Below are 15,011 nucleotides of genomic sequence, written 5' to 3'. Positions count from 1 at the left end.
GAGGCTCAGTTTGCGTCGTCCGATCCCTCGACCGGGGACTCCTCGTCGAGGAGGTCGGCCGGATCGACGGAGAACTCGAACGGCTGGTTCATGACAAAGGTGCTGCCGGCCGCGGCGGCGGCGAGCGGGCGGTACTCCCCCTCCACGAGCTCGTAGAGCGCCATGGCGGGAACCCGGTTACGCAGGTCGACCCGGAGGAAGAAGGGCACGCCGGCGGCGGCGTACTCCCGGGGCCGGTCGATCACGTCCTTGCGCCGGTTGCCCGGCGACACGATCTCACCGAGCAGCACGGCCTGTCGGATGTCGACGGCGGATCGGCCGCCTCCGGAGGTCCGGAGCACCGCGATGTCCGGGATGAACAGGTCCTTGCCCGAGACCAGGTTGATCTCGGGATAGACCCAGAGCCCGGCTCGACGGGCGGCTCGGTGCAGCAGGTAGGGCAGCTCCCGCTCGACCGACTGATGGTCGATTCCCGCGTGTGGTGTCACGATCACGCTTCCGCTCAGGACCTCGACCTTGGGGCCGTTGGTCTCCGGCAACAGCTCGAGGGCGAGCTGGGCGGTCCACGGCTCGTCGTGCCAGCGCAGCACGTCGAACGACGGCTCACCATGCTGCGGCGCCGGTTCCGGCGCGTAAGCGGCCTGGGCCACCGGGCTCACCCCCTCAGCGGAACATCGTGCTACCCACCACCCTAGTCGCGCCGCCCCGAGCCCGGCCGGATCGCACAACCTGTGCGTCGGCACGCCTCGGTTCCCGCCGAGCGGTCCACCCGCAGGACCGGTACCCCACCTGTTGATCTCCGCCGAACGGCTACGAATCGGCGCGCAGCACGAAGGTCTCCAGGTCGACGCCGCCGTACCAGTCGGTGCGGATGCCGAGGTAGGTCATGCCGAGCCGCCGGGCCACCGCCATCGACGGCTCGTTGCCCGCCATCACCACCGCGTAGACCTGCCGGGTGCCGGTGGCGAACTCGCGGTCCAGCACGGCCCGGGCCGCCTCGGTGGCATAGCCGTGGCCCTGCGAGTCGGGGTGCAGGTGCCAGCCGACCTCGATGTCGTCGGTCGGCGTGACCCCGTCCCGCCCGGGCAGGGGCTTCAGCAGGACGCTGCCGGCCGCCCGGCCCGCGTCGCGCGGCTCGATCGCCCAGAGGCCCCACCGGCCGCCGTACGGGTCGTACCGGTCCCGCCAGGCGCGTACCCGCTCCGCCGCCTCGGCCGGGTCGGTCATCCGCCCCTTGCCCCCGCCCAGCCAGCGCATCACCTCGTCCCGCGAGTAGATGTCGTAGATCCGGGCCAGGTCGTCGGGCGCGTCGGTCCAGTCGCGGACCACCAGCCGCTCGGTCGAGGCGATCATCACGAGGCATCGTAGCCCGTCCCCCCACCCCCGCCAGACCCTCGCGAGTTGACCAAGGAGTTTGCGTCGCGTGAGAAGCGTTCACCGACGCAAACTTCTTGATCAACGAGAGGGCCAGTCGGGCGGGCGTGGTCAGGGGACTGGGACGGGAGGGGCTGGCTCGGCCTCGCGGATGCCGTAGCGGCGGTGGACCCGGGCCAGCGGGCCGGGGGCCCACCAGTTCCAGCGGCCGAGCAGGCGCATGGTCGCCGGCACCAGCAGGGCCCGGACCAGGGTCGCGTCGACCACGATCGCGACGATCATGCCGACCCCGATGAGCTTGATGTATGACATGCCGCCGGTGGTGAAGCCGGCCACCACGATGATCAGCAGCAGCGCGGCGGCGGTGATGATCCGCCCGGTGCGCTGGAGGCCGCCGGCCACCGCTGCGGTGTTGTCGCCGGTGCGGTCCCACTCCTCCCGGACCCGGGAGAGCAGGAACACCTCGTAGTCGGTGGCCAGCCCGAAGAGCACCGCGAGCATGAGGATCGGGTTGCTCGGCTCGATGAAGCCGGTCGGGGTGAAGCCGAGCAGGCCGGCCAGGTGGCCGTCCTGGAAGATCCAGACCACCACGCCAAACGACGCGCCGATCGAGAGCAGGTTCATCAGCACCGCCTTGACCGGCAGCACCACCGAGCCGAAGGCGAGGAAGAGCAGCACCAGCGTGGCGGCGGCCATCAGCAGTGCCATCCAGGGCAGCCGGTCACCGAGGCTGTCCAGCAGGTCCCGGTCGGCGCCGGGCCGCCCGCCGACCAGCACCTCGGCCCCGGCCGGGCCGGGCAGGTCGCGCAGGTCGCGGACCAGCCGCTGGGCGGTGTCGCCGGTCGGTTCGCCGGGGTAGCTCACCGAGAGCAGCGTGCTCTCCCCACGCTGGGCGGCGACCTGCACCCCGGTCACCCCCGGCACCGCCGCGATCCGGTCGGCGAAGCCGCGCGCCACCTCGGCCGGCGCCCCGGAGACCAGCACGTCGATCGGGGCGACCTGGCCGCCGGGGAACTCGGCGGCGATCCGTTCGGAGACCACCCGGGGCGCGGCGTCCGCCGGCAGCACCCGCTCGTCGAAGCCGCCGAAGGTGATCCGCAGGAACGGCGTGGCCAGCACGACGAGCACCAGCGCGACCCCGACCAGGTAGCGCACCGGGCTGCGCATCACGCTCCGCGCGATCCGGGCCCAGGCGCCGCCCGCGCCGGCCTCCGCCGGCCCGGCCCGCCGCGCCCCGCGCCACCTCGGCAGGGGTACGCGCACCGCGTCGATCCGGTGGCCGAGCACCGCGAGCAGGGCCGGCAGCACGGTCAACGCGGCCAGCATGGCGACCAGGACGGCGGCCACGCCACCGAGCCCCATCGAGCGGAGGAAGGCCTGCGGGAAGATCAGCAGGCTGGCCAGGGCCAGGGCGACGGTGAGCCCGGAGACCAGCACGGTCCGGCCGGCGGTGGCCATGGTGCGGCGGATCGCCTCGCCGGTGTCGTGCCCGGCGGCGAGTTCCTCGCGGAACCGGCTGACCACGAAAAGGGCGTAGTCGACGGCCATGCCGAGGCCGATCAACGTGATGATGTTGATCGCGAAGATCGACACGTCGGTGAACAGGTTCACCAGGCGTACCGCGACGAAGGCGCCCAGGATGGCGAGCCCGCCGATGAGCAGCGGGGTGGTGGCGGCGACCAGTCCACCGAAGATCAGCACGAGGAGCACCAGCAGCACCGGCAGGGACAGCGCCTCGGCGCGGGTGATGTCCTCGGTGGTCTGCGTGTTGGCGTAGTGCTGGAAGGCGACCGCGCCGCCGACCTCGGTGCGCAGCCCGGGGGCGTCCAGCGCGGGGCGCAGCGCCTCGAACTGCGCGGCCCGCGCGTCCTCGTCCGCGCCGGTGAGCCGGACGAGTGCGTAGGTGGCCCGCCGGTCGGTGGCGACCAGCGCCGGGGCCGGGCTGTCGTACCAGGTGGTCACGCTGGTCACCGCGGACCGCCCGCGCAGCCCGGCCACCGTGGCGGTGACCGGATCGCGGAACGCCGGCTGGTCCACGGTGGCGGTGTCGCTGGACCACAGCACGACCACGTCGGCGCCCTGCCGGCCCAGCTCGCTGGTGATCCGCGCGGCGGTGCGGCTGGTCTCGCTGGCCGGGTCGTCGAACCCACCCCCGGTCAGCTCGCCGAAGACCCCGGCACCCCAGGTGGAGCCGAGCACCACGAGTGCCACGGCGGCGGCCAGCACCGCCCACCGGGCCCGTACCACCACTCGCCCCCACCAGGCGAACATCGCCTTCCCCCTCACCGACCGTTAAGGTCGTATCCGGTAAGCATGAATCATTTGAGTGAACGGCGTTTACTATGTCAACGGCGTTCGCTCCGGTCAAGGGGGTCGACGGATGACCGCACCCACCCGGCGGGAACGCCTGCGTACGGCGACCCTGTCCGAGATCAAGGACGGGGCCCGGCGGCTGCTGGTGACCGGCGGGATCGAGGCGGTCTCGCTGCGGGCGATCGCCCGGGACATGGGCATGACCGCCCCGGCGATCTACCGGTACTTCCCCAGCCTGGAGGCGCTGATCGCCGGGCTCGCCGGCGACCTCTACGACGAGCTGCGCCAGGAGGTCGAGGCGGCCCGGGACGCGTCCGGCCCTGATCCGGCCGGCCAGCTCCTCGAGATGTGCCGGGCGCTGCGACGGTGGGCCGTCGGGCACCCCGCCGAGTTCACCCTGATCTTCGGCAACCCGGTCCCCGGGGTGATCGAGTTCGCCGACCAGTGCGACAACCCCGACCACCCCGGGGCGCGCCTCGGGGCGGTCTTCCTCACTCCGTTCGTGGAACTCACCCGGGGCAGCCGGCTGCCGATCCCACCGGTGGAGCTGCTCCAGGAGCGGCTCGGCGGGCACCTCGCCCCGCTGGCGACCAACCACGGCCCGCTGCCGATCGAGATCGCGTACGCCTTCCTCTCCGCCTGGACCCGCCTCTACGGCCTGGTCGCCATGGAGGTCTTCGGCCACCTCGGCTGGGCGGTCGACGAGCCGGAGGCGCTCTTCGAGACCGAGCTGATCAGCCAGCTCCTCCAGTTCCGCCCGGCCGAACCCGGCGACACCCTCCCCGAAGGAGGCGCGCGCCACTAGGCTGCCCGGACATGAGCGAGCGCAGCGAGCGAATCATCAGGCACAGTGCAATGGAGCCTCATGCGGTCGCCGAGCGAAGCGAGGTGGCCGCATGAGCGAGCGACTGAGTGAGCTGCCGTCCCGCGCCGACGTCGTCGTGGTCGGCTCCGGGCACAACGGTCTGGTCTCGGCGATCCTGCTGGCCCGCGCCGGCCTCGACGTGCTGGTGCTGGAGGCGGCCGAGGTGATCGGCGGGGCGACCCGGACCGAGAGCCCGTTCCCGAAGGTGCCCGGCCTGCGCCACTCCACCGGCTCGTACCTGCTCGGGTTGATGCCGCCGGAGCTGCTCGCCACGCTCGACGTGAGCATCCCGGTGCTGCGCCGCGACCCGCACTACTTCCTACCCACCCCGGGCGGGCTCGGCGCGCCGTACCTGCTCTTCGGCAGCGACGCCGCGGCGAGCCGGCAGCAGCTCGCGGAGATGTTCTCCCCCGCCGACGCGGCCGCCGACGACGCGCTCCAGGCCGAGCTGGCCCAGCTTCGCGAGGACCTGGCGCCGGCCTGGCTGGCCGAGCCGCTGCCGGTGGCGGAGACCGCCGAGCGGTACGTCCGCCCGGCGCTCCGGCAGGTCTTCGCGGACCTGGTCCGCGGCTCGGTCGCCGACTACCTGGCCCGCTTCGACTTCCGCTCCGAGCTGCTGGTCAGCATGTACGCGGTCACCGACGGCCTCTCCGGCCTCAACGCCGGCCCGGACGACCCCGGCACCGGGCACAACTTCCTGGTGCACAACATGTGCCGGCTGCCCGGCTCGGGCGGCACCTGGATGATCGCCCAGGGCGGCATGGGCACGGTCTCCCGGACCTTCGCCGAGGCCGCCCGCGTCGCCGGTGCCCGCATCCTGACCGGTACGCCGGTCACGGAGATCACCCTGGCCGGCGGCGCGGCATCCGGCGTGGTGCTCGCCGACGGGCGGGAGGTGGCCGCCTCGGTGGTGCTCGGGGCCTGTGACCCGTACCGGTTGATGGAGCTGCTGCCCGACGGCGCGCTCCCGGCGCCGCTGGCCGAGCGGATGGCGGCGGTCCGCCGTCCCGGCACCACGCTCAAGCTGAACCTGGCGCTGCGCGGCCTGCCCCGGTTCTCCTGCCTGCCGGCGGACGCGCCAAGCCCGTTCGGCTCCACCATCCACCTGCTGCCCGGCTCGTCGTCGCTGGTCGGGCAGGGCGGCGAGTCGCCGATGGCCGCGCTGCGCGCCATGTGGGCGGACGTGCAGGCCGGGCGGCTGCCGGAGGAGCCGACCATCGAGTGGTACCTGCACACCACGGTCGACCCGTCGCTGGCCGACGACGCCGGGCACCACTCCTCGGCGCTGTTCGTGCAGTCGGTCCCGTACGAGCTTTCCGGCACCACCTGGGACGAGGCGCTGCCCGGCTACGTCGACAAGCTGGTGGCGATCTGCGAGCGGTACGCCCCCGGCACCGGCGACCTGATCGCCGATGCGGTGCCGCTGCCCCCGCCCGGCATCGAGGCGCACTTCGGCATCACCGGCGGCCACATCCACCACGTCGACAACACCGTCTCGTTCACCGACCGGATGCCGTACGCCACTGGCGTCGACGGGGTGTACGCGGGCAGCGCCGGCTGCCACCCGGCCGGCAGCGTGATCGGCGCGGCCGGCCACAACGCCGCCCAGCGCATCCTCGCCGACCTGGGCCGCTGAGGTGAGCAGGGGCCTGCTACGAAAGGCCCCTGCTCAACGCCGGACGGGGGTCAGCTGATCGCCTCGCCGGCCGGGGCCGGGGTGTCGGCGTCGGCGCGGTGCGCGCGGATCTTGTGGCCGACGCTGGTCAGGCAGCGGCCGCTGGCCATGTCGAACCGCCAGCCGTGCAGCTGGCAGGTGAGCTGATCGCCGTCGACGACGCCGAACCGGCTCAGGTCCGCCTTGAGGTGCGGGCAGCGCCGCTGGACCACCCAGCCGTCCAGCGTGATGTCCTCCGCGTCGACGGCCCGCTCGTGCTCGTCGTACCAGCCCTCCGCGTACTGGAGGCGCTCCTCGGACAGGCACTTGAAGAACGCGTAGACGAACTCGTTGTACTGGCCGATCCGGGCCGCCGAGAAGCGGCAGGACAGGAAGAGCGAGTTGACCCAGTCCACCTCGCCGATGTGCAGCAGGTGCTCGATCAGCGCCCGCTCGGTACGGAACCGGTAACGGACCTTCTCGTCCGCGTACGGCCGGACCTCCTTGCCCGGGAAGTCCACCACGATCGACTCGACACTTTCTCCGTCGTAGCCGACCAGGTCGAAGCGGACCGGCCCGCCGACGCCCTTGGCCAGGTAGATCGACTCGTCCAGCAGCGGCTCGATCCGGCGCTTCATCTCGCCGAGCACGTCGAGCTCCGGGTGCCGCCAGGACTGCTTCTCGGCCTCGATGATCGGGCGCTTGCGCTCCCGCATCTCCTCCAGGTGGGCCACCTTGTTGGCGAAGAACTCGGCCACCGGCACCGGGTGGGTGGTGCTCGCCCCCTCGGTGGTGATCTCCGCGACGCTGCCCGGCAGCAGCACGATGCCGTTGGTGCCGCCGACCTTGGCGTACTCCTCCAGGAAGACCGACTGGTCGGGGAAGATGTTGCCCTCGTCGCCGAAGATGTCGTTGAACTGCCACAGCGTGTCGTCGAGGAAGCAGGGCGGGCCGGCGATCGGGAAGACGTGGTCGGCCTTCAGGTCGTCGATGTAGCGCCAGGTGCGGTCGAACTGCCGATCCCGCTTCTGCTTGCCGAACGCGGTCTTCGCCGCCTGCGGCAGCTCGTAGACCATCGGGTACCAGATCGCGCCGGAGAACTGCAGCAGGTGCGCGTGCACGTGGCCCAGCTCGGCGAAGACGCTCAGGTCGGCCGGGCGGGCGTCGTTCTGGTTGAGCAGCCGGACACCGTCGTACTCGACCCAGAGCGAGGAGTCACCGATCGGGCCGTCGGTCGGGCTGGTGAGCGCCTGGATCATGATCTTCAGGCCACCGGGCAGCTCGACGACCTGCTCGTTCGGCGCTTTGAGGAACTTGGTGAAGCCCAGTTCCCGCAGCTCGTCCTCCATCTCGGAGGTGGGGAACTCGGGCAGCAGGACAGTGACGTCCTTCGAGATGTGGTCGCGCAGGTGCTTCGCGTCGAAGTGGTCCCGGTGCAGGTGCGACACATAGAGGTAGTCGACCTGGCCGAGGGACTCCCAGTCGAGCTGCGAATTGTCAGGGAAAGGGAACCAGGAGGCGAAATAGGCGGGATTGACCCACGGGTCGCACAGGATGCTGCCCGCGGCCGTGTCGATCCGCATGCTGGCATGTCCCGTACCGGTCACTCGCACCGTAGTCCCCCTCGAAAGGCAATCAGGCGTACGTCCCGACGCTACCGGAGGCAGTGTGGTCCCCGACCCGCGACGCCGGTAGTGCCCTTCCGCCCTGGTGCGGGCAGGTCCACCGGCCCGGGCGGCTCAGCCCCGCACCGATCCCGTCCAACTCCGGCGCCCAGTCCTCCAGATCCCACGCCTCGTACGCCGCCTTGAGCAGCTCCCGATCGTCCTCGCGGGTCACGCGTCCCCCATCAGGCCGGACCCTGCGCCGGGCGCGACACGGGGCGTGCCAGACTAACCGGAGATCCGATCGCGAGGGAAGGACCGACAGTGGCAGGAAGCGAGCCGGTAACCGCGCCAGATCAGCACAAGCCCGGACACCGCAAGTCCGGACGGATCGGGGCGGTGCTGTCGGCGGTGGTGTTGGTGATCATGGCGCTCTGCGGCAACCACGAGGGCAAGGTCGAGGACATCTGGCTGCTCGGGATCGCCGCGCTGCTGTTGGCCATCGTGCTCGGCGACGCGGTGCTGCGCCGCAACGGCCTGCGTTCCTGATCCGGCGCTCGCGCTCGACCGGTACGCCCGAGGGCCCGCCCCCAACCGGGGCGGGCCCTCGTCGTCTGCGGATCAGCGGCCGAGCAGGATGTCCTGCACGTCCTTGAGAGCGGCGTCGACCTCGGCCTCGAAGTAGCCGCCCGGCACCAGCCCGAAGCGCAGGGTGTCCAGGTCGTTCGGGTTCACCGGCATCGGGTTGCGGCCCTGCATCCCGCCGAGCAGGCTGTCGAAGAACCGGTCGACCTGATCCGGGTCGTACCCGCTGCCGAAACGGCGGACCTGGAAGCTGCGCCGGATCTGATCCACCCGGTAGAGATCGCTGCCGGGCGGGCCAGCCATCGGCGGGCCGACCATCGGCGGCCCCGCGACCGGCGGACCGGCCATCGGCGGCCCCGCGACGGGCGGACCGGCCATCGGCGGGCCGGGCATGCCCGGGCCACCCCCGAAGCCCTGCTGCGGCAGGTGCGGCGGGCCGGCCGGGCCACGGCCACGCAGGTCACGCGGGTCCCGGTCGGGCATCCGGATCTCGGCGGTCATGTCGGGGCGACCGCGCCGGCCGGCCTCGAAACCGTCGAACCGCTCGTCCGGGCCGTAGCCGCCGGGGCCCGGGGGCAGGCCGCGGGAGGGCGGGCCGCCGTGCCCCATCGGAGCGTTGGGACCCATCGGCCCCGGGCCGGCGGGGCCACGCGGCGCGTCGTACCCGCGTGGGCCGTCGTAGCCACCGGCGAAGGCGCCGGTGGGCTCGTCGTAACGACCGCCGCCGGTGGGCTCGTCGTAGCGGCCGCCGCCGGTGGGGTCGTCGTAGCGGCCGGCGCCGACCGGCTCGTCGTAGCGGCTGCCGTAGCGGTCGGGCGGGCCGGGCTGTGCGGGCATCGGCCGGGGCGGCGGCTGCGGCGCCGGGGACAGGCCCCGGTCGTCGCGCATCGGCGGGCCCAGCCGGTCGCTCATCCGGGGGTCGCCGCCGCGCCCGCCCGGAACGCCGCCGCGTTCCTCCAGCTCGGCCAGCTGCCGCTCCACCCGGTCGAGGTGCAGGTCGACCTGCCACTCGTCGTAGCCGTTGAACCGGACCCGGAAGACGACGTCGTGGACCTCCTGGGAGGCCACGGGCGCGCCGACCGGCTGACCGGCGAGCGTCGCCTCCACCCGGTCCAGGAAGGCGTCCACCTCGTCAACCTTGTATCCCCGGCGGAGCGCCTTACGCCGGAAACGCTGACCCTGACTCGCCACTATGTCTCCTGGTCTCGTTCGCTACGCCCGGTCACACCGTTGCCTTGCGCGGTGGGTCGGTGTCCCTGTCCTCGGCGGCGGCGAGCTGCCCACACGCGCCGTCGATCTCGCGCCCCCGGGTGTCCCGCACCGTGGTCGAGACCCCGGCTTCGCGCAACCGCCGGACGAACTCCCGCTCGACCGGCTTCGGGCTGGCGTCCCAGCGGCTGCCCGGAGTCGGGTTGAGTGGGATGAGGTTCACGTGGGCCAGCTTGCCGGCCAGTAGCCGTCCGAGCAGATCGGCTCTCCACGGCTGGTCGTTCACGTCCTTGATCATCGCGTACTCGATCGACACGCGACGGCCCGTCGTAGCTGCGTATTCCCACGCCGCGTCCAGCACCTCGGACACCTTCCAGCGCTGGTTGACCGGGACGAGTTCGTCGCGCAGCTCATCATCGGGGGCGTGCAGCGACAACGCAAGAGTCACCGCCAGGTCTTCGCTGGCCAGTCGGCGGATGGCCGGGACCAGCCCGACCGTGGAGACGGTGATGTGCCGCTGGGACAGGCCGAGCCCCTCCGGGGCGGGCGCCACCAGCCGGCGGATCGCCGCCACCACCCGGGAGTAGTTGGCCAGTGGCTCGCCCATGCCCATGAAGACGACGTGCGACAGGCGCGGCGGCGAGCCGGCCACCGCCCCCGAGGCGGCCACCCCGGCGAGGTAGACCGCCTGGTCGACGATCTCGGCGGTGGAGAGGTTTCGGGTCAGCCCGGCCTGGCCGGTGGCGCAGAACGGGCAGGCCATGCCGCAGCCGGCCTGGCTGGAGATGCAGACGGTGACCCGGTCCGGGTAGCCCATCAGCACGCTCTCCACCAGCGAACCGTCGTGCAGCCGCCAGAGCGCCTTGCGCGTCGCGCCGTCGTCGCAGGCCAGCTCGCGTACCGGGGTGAGCAGCGCGGGCAGCAGCGTGGCGGCCAGCCGCTCCCGGGTGGCCGCCGGCAGGTCGGTCATCTGCGCGGGGTCGCGGACCAGGCGGCCGAAGTAGTGGTTCGAGACCTGCTTGGCGCGGAACGTCGGCTCCCCCAGCTCGGCGACGAGCGCCTGCCGGCCCGGCAGGTCCAGGTCGGCGAGGTGGCGGGGCGGCATCGCCGGTCGGCGGCCGCGGGCGTCGGGGTCTACGGAGATCAGGGGGAGACTCGTCATGGCGCGTCCAGTCTGACACGCCCGGAGCGGGGCGCACCTGTCCGTAGGGGCGGAATCGACCCCGACCGGCTGGCGGATGCGCACCCACCCACGTGATTCATCCCTCAGCCCACCACCGGTACGAAGATCGCCAGCAGCAGGTAGGCCGTCGGCACCGCGAACAGGATCGAGTCGAGCCGGTCCATCAGGCCGCCGTGCCCGGGGAGCAGGTTGCTCATGTCCTTGACCCCGAGATCCCGCTTGATCATCGACTCGGCGAGGTCACCGAGGACCGCCGCGCCGGAGATCGCCATCCCGAACAGCGCGCCCCACCAGGGCGCCACGTCGAGAAGCAGCCAGAGCAGCAGGGCGCTGCCGGCCGCGGCCGCGGTCACCGAGCCGCCGAAGCCCTCCCAGGACTTCTTCGGGCTGATCGTCGGGGCCATCGGGTGCTTGCCGAAGGCGACCCCGGCGGCGTACCCGCCGGTATCGGAGAGCACCACGGCGACCAGGGTGACCAGCACCCGCAGGTGCCCGTCACCGGGGGCGGCCGCCAGCATGGCGGCGAAGCCGCCGAGGAACGGCACGTACACCGCGATCAGGGTGGCCGCGGTCAGGTCCCGCTGATAGTTGCCGGGGCCGTCGCCCAACCGCCAGATCATCGTGCCGAGCACGGTGACCAGCAGGCCGAGACTCAGCGCGTCCGGGCCGGCGAACCAGGCCAGCCCGACGGTGATCACGCCGCCGGCGATCAACGGCACCAGCGGCGGGTGCGCCCCGCTGCGGCGCACCGCCCGGGCCATCTCCCAGATGCCGATCCCGACCGCCGCGGCGATCACCGCGAGGAACGCCGGCAGGTAGAAGAAGAGCGGCACCACGATCGCCGCGCCGAGAGCCAACCCGACGGCGATCGCGGCCGGCAGGTTACGGCCGGCCCGCCCCGACGACGGTTGGGCGGTCGGGGGCCGGTCCGCGCTGGCCCGCCGGCGGCCGCGCTGGCGCCGACCGGCCGACGACTCCGGCTCCGGCTCGTCCCGGCCGGCGAGGTGGGTGGTCGGTTCGTCGCGTACCGGGGCGAACTGGGCGGTCGAGTCGTCGTCGTGTACCGGGGCGATCTGGGCCGTGGGGTACTCGTCGTGCGGCACGCCGGGGCGCCCACCCCCGGGGCCGCCGTAGCCCCGGTCGCGCGGGTCACCGTCGCCGGGATCGCCCTCGCCGTGGCTTCGCGGGCCCGGGTCCCGGTACCGCGGATCCTCCGGGCCGGGCTCGCGGTAGCCCCGGCCCCCGTCGCGCCACTCCTGACCATCGCGCCAGCGCTGATCGTCCCGGTAGCCGCGCTCGTCGCGGTCCGGGCCCGGGCGCTCGTCGTACGGCCGGCGGCCGGGCGCGTCGTACCCGTCGCCGGGACGGGCGTACGGGTCGGCGGCGGGGCGGGGCCGACCGTGCGGCTCCGCGTACGCCTCGGGGGCGCCGGGCCGCCGCCACGGCCCCGGCTCGACGTCAGTCTCCGGCCACGGCAGCCCGGCCGGCCGGTCCCAGCCGCGCGGCTCGGCGGCGCTGTAGGGGTCGGGGTGGGACATCACGTACCGAGCGGAAGCGGTACGGGAGCCACCACATGACGCAAGATCAAAATCATCCCCTACACGCGCGACTGTTCCGGTTGACCGGCCCGACGGCCGGCCGATCCCCGCTGTTCACCCAGCGGTGGTGGGAATCGTGCCGAGCCTACTGCACCCAGGGAGCCGGCACGGCGGACGATGGTCCCACCACGGCGACGGCACCGGGACCGCCATCCGGTAGGGGTGGCGGCACACGGTGCCGTGGCAGGTGCTCGGGCCGCTCAGACCTCGAGCAGCTCGTTCTCCTTGTGCTTGACCAACTCGTCGACGGTGGCGACGAAACGCTGGGTCAGGTCGTCCAGCTCCTTCTCCGCGCGCCGGCCCTCGTCCTCGCCGACCTCGCCGTCCTTGACCAGGCGGTCCAGCTCCTCCTTGGCCTTGCGGCGGATGTTGCGGACGGCGACCTTGGCCTCTTCGCCCTTGTGCCGGGCCACCTTGATCATCTCGCGCCGCCGCTCCTCGGTCATCTGCGGGAGCACGATGCGCAGCTGGTTGCCCTCGTTGTTCGGGTTCACGCCGAGGTCCGAGTCGCGGATCGCCTTCTCCATGGCGGCCAGCTGCGAGTTGTCGTACGGCTTGATGATCACCATGCGCGGCTCGGGGACCGCGATGGACGCCATCTGCGGCAGCGGGGTGGGGCTGCCGTAGTAGTCGATGACGATCCGGGAGAACATCGCGGCGTTGGCGCGACCGGTGCGGATGCCGCCGAACTCTTCCTTGGCGTGCTCGATGGCACGCTCCATCTTCTCCTCGGCCTCGAGGAGGGTGTCGTCGATCACCGGTCTCCTCGCCTCCTTCTGTTGCTCGTCGTGGCTGTGCTGCTGTGGTTCGGAGGGCCGCTGCCGGCTCGGGGCCGCTCAGGCGGTGATCAGGGTGCCGATCTTCTCGCCGCTGACGGCACGGACGATGGTGTCGTCGCCCTCGGCGCCGAAGACCAGCATCGGCAGGCCGTTCTCCATGCAGAGGCTGAACGCCGCGGCGTCGGCCACCCGCAGGTTGCGGCGCAGCACCTCGGAGAAGGTGATCGAGTCGAGCTTGCTCGCCGTCGGGTCGATCCGGGGGTCCGCAGTGTAGACCGCGTCCACGCCGTTCTTGCTCATCAGCACCACGTCGGCGCGAATCTCCAACGCCCGCTGGGCGGCGACGGTGTCGGTGGAGAAGTACGGCATGCCGGCGCCGGCGCCGAAGATGACCACGCGGCCCTTCTCCAGGTGCCGGATCGCCCGCAGCGGGATGTACGGCTCGGCGACCTGGGCCATGGTGATCGCGGTCTGCACCCGGGTCTCGATGCCCTCCTTCTCCAGGAAGTCCTGGAGGGCCAGGCAGTTCATCACCGTGCCGAGCATGCCCATGTAGTCCGCCCGGGCTCGGTCCATGCCGCGCTTCTGCAGCTCCGCGCCGCGGAAGAAGTTGCCGCCGCCGACCACCACGGAGACCTGCACGCCGCGGCGGACCACGGTGGCGATCTGCCGGGCGATGCCCTGCACGACGTCCGGGTCGACACCGATCGCGCCGCCGCCGAAGACCTCGCCGGAGAGCTTCAGCACCACCCGGCGGGCGCGGCCCGGCGGTGGGGCGGTCGGATCATCCGCCGCCAGGCTCCGGTCACTCACAACCTGCGTCATCCGCACCGCCCCTTCCGTCGCGCACCGCACGTGCGCCGCGTCCCGCGTACCTGCCGCTGCCGACCCTATGCGACGAGGAGGCCGCGGTGCCTGTCACGTACACCAGCGGCCTCCTCGTCGACGTTTCCCTGCGCACGGGCGCGTCATACGCCCGATGCGGCGGCTCAGGCCTGGCCGACCTCGAACCGGACGAAGCGGGTCACCTCGATGCCGGCCTCGGCCAGCAGCTGCTTCACCGTCTTCTTGTTGTCGGCGACCGACGCCTGCTCCAGCAGGACGAAGTCCTTGAAGAAGGCGTTGACCCGGCCCTCGACGATCTTCGGCAGCGCCGCCTCGGGCTTGTTCTCCTCGCGGGCGGTCTGCTCGGCGATCCGCCGCTCGGACTCGACGACGTCGGCCGGGACCTCGTCCCGGGTCAGGTACCTCGGCCGCATCGCGGCGATCTGCATGGCCACGCCACGGGCGTCCGCGTCGGCGGCCTCGTCGGTCTTACCGGCGTACTGCACCAGCACACCCACGGCCGGCGGCAGGTCCTGGCTCTTGCGGTGCAGGTAGACCGCGGTGGTGCCGTCGAGCTTGGCGAAGCGGTTGAGCACCAGCTTCTCGCCGATCTTGGCGGACTGCTCCTGGACCAGGTCGGCGACGCTCTTGCCGTCGAGGGTGCTGGCGAGCAGTTCCTCGGCGGTGGAGACGCCGCTGGCGACGCCGTGCTCGACCAACTGCTGGGCCAGCGCGATGAAGGCGTCGTTCTTGGCGACGAAGTCGGTCTCGCAGTTGAGCTCGAGCAGCGCCTGGCCGGCGTGGGCGATGAGGCCGTTGGCGGCCGTGCGGCCGGCCCGCTTGCCGACGTCCTTGGCGCCCTTGACGCGCAGGATCTCGACGGCCTTGTCGAAGTCGCCCTCCGCCTCGGTCAGCGCCTTCTTGCAGTCCATCATGCCGGCGCCGGTGAGGTCGCGGAGCTTCTTGACGTCCGCGGCGGTGAAGTTGGACATGACTCTCTCTTCGGGTCTTGAGACTGCGGT

The 15,011-nt window shown here is 72.3% G+C and carries 14 protein-coding genes; 3 read left to right on the top strand and 11 right to left on the bottom strand.

Annotated elements, in window-relative coordinates; all coding sequences use genetic code 11:
* Positions 1–5: 5 nt before the first annotated feature.
* The 3 genes from ACFYML_RS27485 to ACFYML_RS27475 all read right to left on the bottom strand — a co-directional run bounded on the left by ACFYML_RS27485 (position 6) and on the right by ACFYML_RS27475 (position 3,660).
* Entirely contained in the window at positions 6–650 is a 645-nt protein-coding gene (locus ACFYML_RS27485) for a Uma2 family endonuclease (protein WP_387423377.1), read from the bottom strand.
* A gap of 160 nt (positions 651–810) precedes the next feature.
* On the bottom strand, positions 811–1,356 hold the full coding sequence (locus ACFYML_RS27480; protein WP_387423376.1) for a GNAT family N-acetyltransferase: 546 nt from the start codon (positions 1,354–1,356) through the stop codon (positions 811–813).
* 129 nt (positions 1,357–1,485) lie between these two features.
* Positions 1,486–3,660 (bottom strand): MMPL family transporter, encoded by a 2,175-nt coding sequence (locus ACFYML_RS27475; RefSeq protein WP_387423375.1) that lies wholly within the window; start codon positions 3,658–3,660, stop codon positions 1,486–1,488.
* Positions 3,661–3,754: 94 nt separating this feature from the next.
* On the opposite strand from ACFYML_RS27475, the gene ACFYML_RS27470 reads away from it, so the two are divergent.
* Positions 3,755–4,492 (top strand): TetR/AcrR family transcriptional regulator, encoded by a 738-nt coding sequence (locus ACFYML_RS27470; protein ID WP_387423374.1) that lies wholly within the window; start codon positions 3,755–3,757, stop codon positions 4,490–4,492.
* 91 nt (positions 4,493–4,583) lie between these two features.
* Positions 4,584–6,188 carry a phytoene desaturase family protein gene (locus tag ACFYML_RS27465; RefSeq protein ID WP_387423373.1) on the top strand — a complete coding sequence of 535 codons (1,605 nt, stop codon included), beginning with the start codon at positions 4,584–4,586 and terminating at the stop codon, positions 6,186–6,188.
* A 50-nt stretch (positions 6,189–6,238) separates the two neighbouring features.
* Here ACFYML_RS27465 and ACFYML_RS27460 read toward each other — a convergent pair whose 3' ends face one another.
* Entirely contained in the window at positions 6,239–7,819 is a 1,581-nt protein-coding gene (locus tag ACFYML_RS27460) for a Rieske 2Fe-2S domain-containing protein (protein WP_387423372.1), read from the bottom strand.
* Between the two features lie 22 nt (positions 7,820–7,841).
* Positions 7,842–8,045 carry a hypothetical protein gene (locus ACFYML_RS27455; protein WP_387423371.1) on the bottom strand — a complete coding sequence of 68 codons (204 nt, stop codon included), beginning with the start codon at positions 8,043–8,045 and terminating at the stop codon, positions 7,842–7,844.
* Positions 8,046–8,134: 89 nt separating this feature from the next.
* On the opposite strand from ACFYML_RS27455, the gene ACFYML_RS27450 reads away from it, so the two are divergent.
* Positions 8,135–8,359: a DUF2631 domain-containing protein gene (locus tag ACFYML_RS27450; protein ID WP_073832544.1), complete on the top strand. Its 225-nt coding sequence runs from the start codon at positions 8,135–8,137 to the stop codon at positions 8,357–8,359.
* Between the two features lie 72 nt (positions 8,360–8,431).
* Here ACFYML_RS27450 and ACFYML_RS27445 read toward each other — a convergent pair whose 3' ends face one another.
* The 6 genes from ACFYML_RS27445 to tsf all read right to left on the bottom strand — a co-directional run bounded on the left by ACFYML_RS27445 (position 8,432) and on the right by tsf (position 14,981).
* Positions 8,432–9,586, bottom strand: coding sequence for a DivIVA domain-containing protein (locus tag ACFYML_RS27445; protein WP_387423370.1), 1,155 nt, complete (start codon positions 9,584–9,586; stop codon positions 8,432–8,434).
* Positions 9,587–9,617: 31 nt separating this feature from the next.
* Complete coding sequence (gene rlmN, locus ACFYML_RS27440) at positions 9,618–10,766, bottom strand: 23S rRNA (adenine(2503)-C(2))-methyltransferase RlmN (RefSeq protein WP_387423369.1); 1,149 nt, start codon at positions 10,764–10,766, stop codon at positions 9,618–9,620.
* A gap of 104 nt (positions 10,767–10,870) precedes the next feature.
* Complete coding sequence (locus ACFYML_RS27435) at positions 10,871–12,325, bottom strand: phosphatidate cytidylyltransferase (protein WP_387423367.1); 1,455 nt, start codon at positions 12,323–12,325, stop codon at positions 10,871–10,873.
* A 260-nt stretch (positions 12,326–12,585) separates the two neighbouring features.
* The gene (gene frr, locus ACFYML_RS27430) at positions 12,586–13,143 is read right to left on the bottom strand and encodes a ribosome recycling factor (protein WP_387423366.1); all 558 of its coding nucleotides are present in this window, start codon (positions 13,141–13,143) and stop codon (positions 12,586–12,588) included.
* Between the two features lie 78 nt (positions 13,144–13,221).
* Positions 13,222–13,989: a UMP kinase gene (gene pyrH, locus ACFYML_RS27425; RefSeq protein ID WP_073832711.1), complete on the bottom strand. Its 768-nt coding sequence runs from the start codon at positions 13,987–13,989 to the stop codon at positions 13,222–13,224.
* A 164-nt stretch (positions 13,990–14,153) separates the two neighbouring features.
* Positions 14,154–14,981: a translation elongation factor Ts gene (gene tsf, locus ACFYML_RS27420; protein ID WP_357433666.1), complete on the bottom strand. Its 828-nt coding sequence runs from the start codon at positions 14,979–14,981 to the stop codon at positions 14,154–14,156.
* Positions 14,982–15,011 lie beyond the last annotated feature (30 nt).

The sequence above is a fragment of the Micromonospora sp. NPDC007230 genome (assembly GCF_042869115.1).
Taxonomy (GTDB): domain Bacteria; phylum Actinomycetota; class Actinomycetes; order Mycobacteriales; family Micromonosporaceae; genus Micromonospora.
The sequence above is the reverse complement of the archived record's forward strand: the minus strand, read 5'-3'. Positions and strand labels throughout refer to the sequence as shown.

Bases quoted from the DNA above. Each gene is read 5' to 3' on its own strand.
- ACFYML_RS27470 (WP_387423374.1), top strand. From the start codon at position 3,755: ATGACCGCACCCACCCGGCGGGAACGCCTGCGTACGGCGACCCTGTCC.
- ACFYML_RS27465 (WP_387423373.1), top strand. From the start codon at position 4,584: ATGAGCGAGCGACTGAGTGAGCTGCCGTCCCGCGCCGACGTCGTCGTG.
- rlmN (WP_387423369.1), bottom strand. From the start codon at position 10,766: ATGACGAGTCTCCCCCTGATCTCCGTAGACCCCGACGCCCGCGGCCGC.
- ACFYML_RS27435 (WP_387423367.1), bottom strand. From the start codon at position 12,325: ATGTCCCACCCCGACCCCTACAGCGCCGCCGAGCCGCGCGGCTGGGAC.
- pyrH (WP_073832711.1), bottom strand. From the start codon at position 13,989: ATGACGCAGGTTGTGAGTGACCGGAGCCTGGCGGCGGATGATCCGACC.
- tsf (WP_357433666.1), bottom strand. From the start codon at position 14,981: ATGTCCAACTTCACCGCCGCGGACGTCAAGAAGCTCCGCGACCTCACC.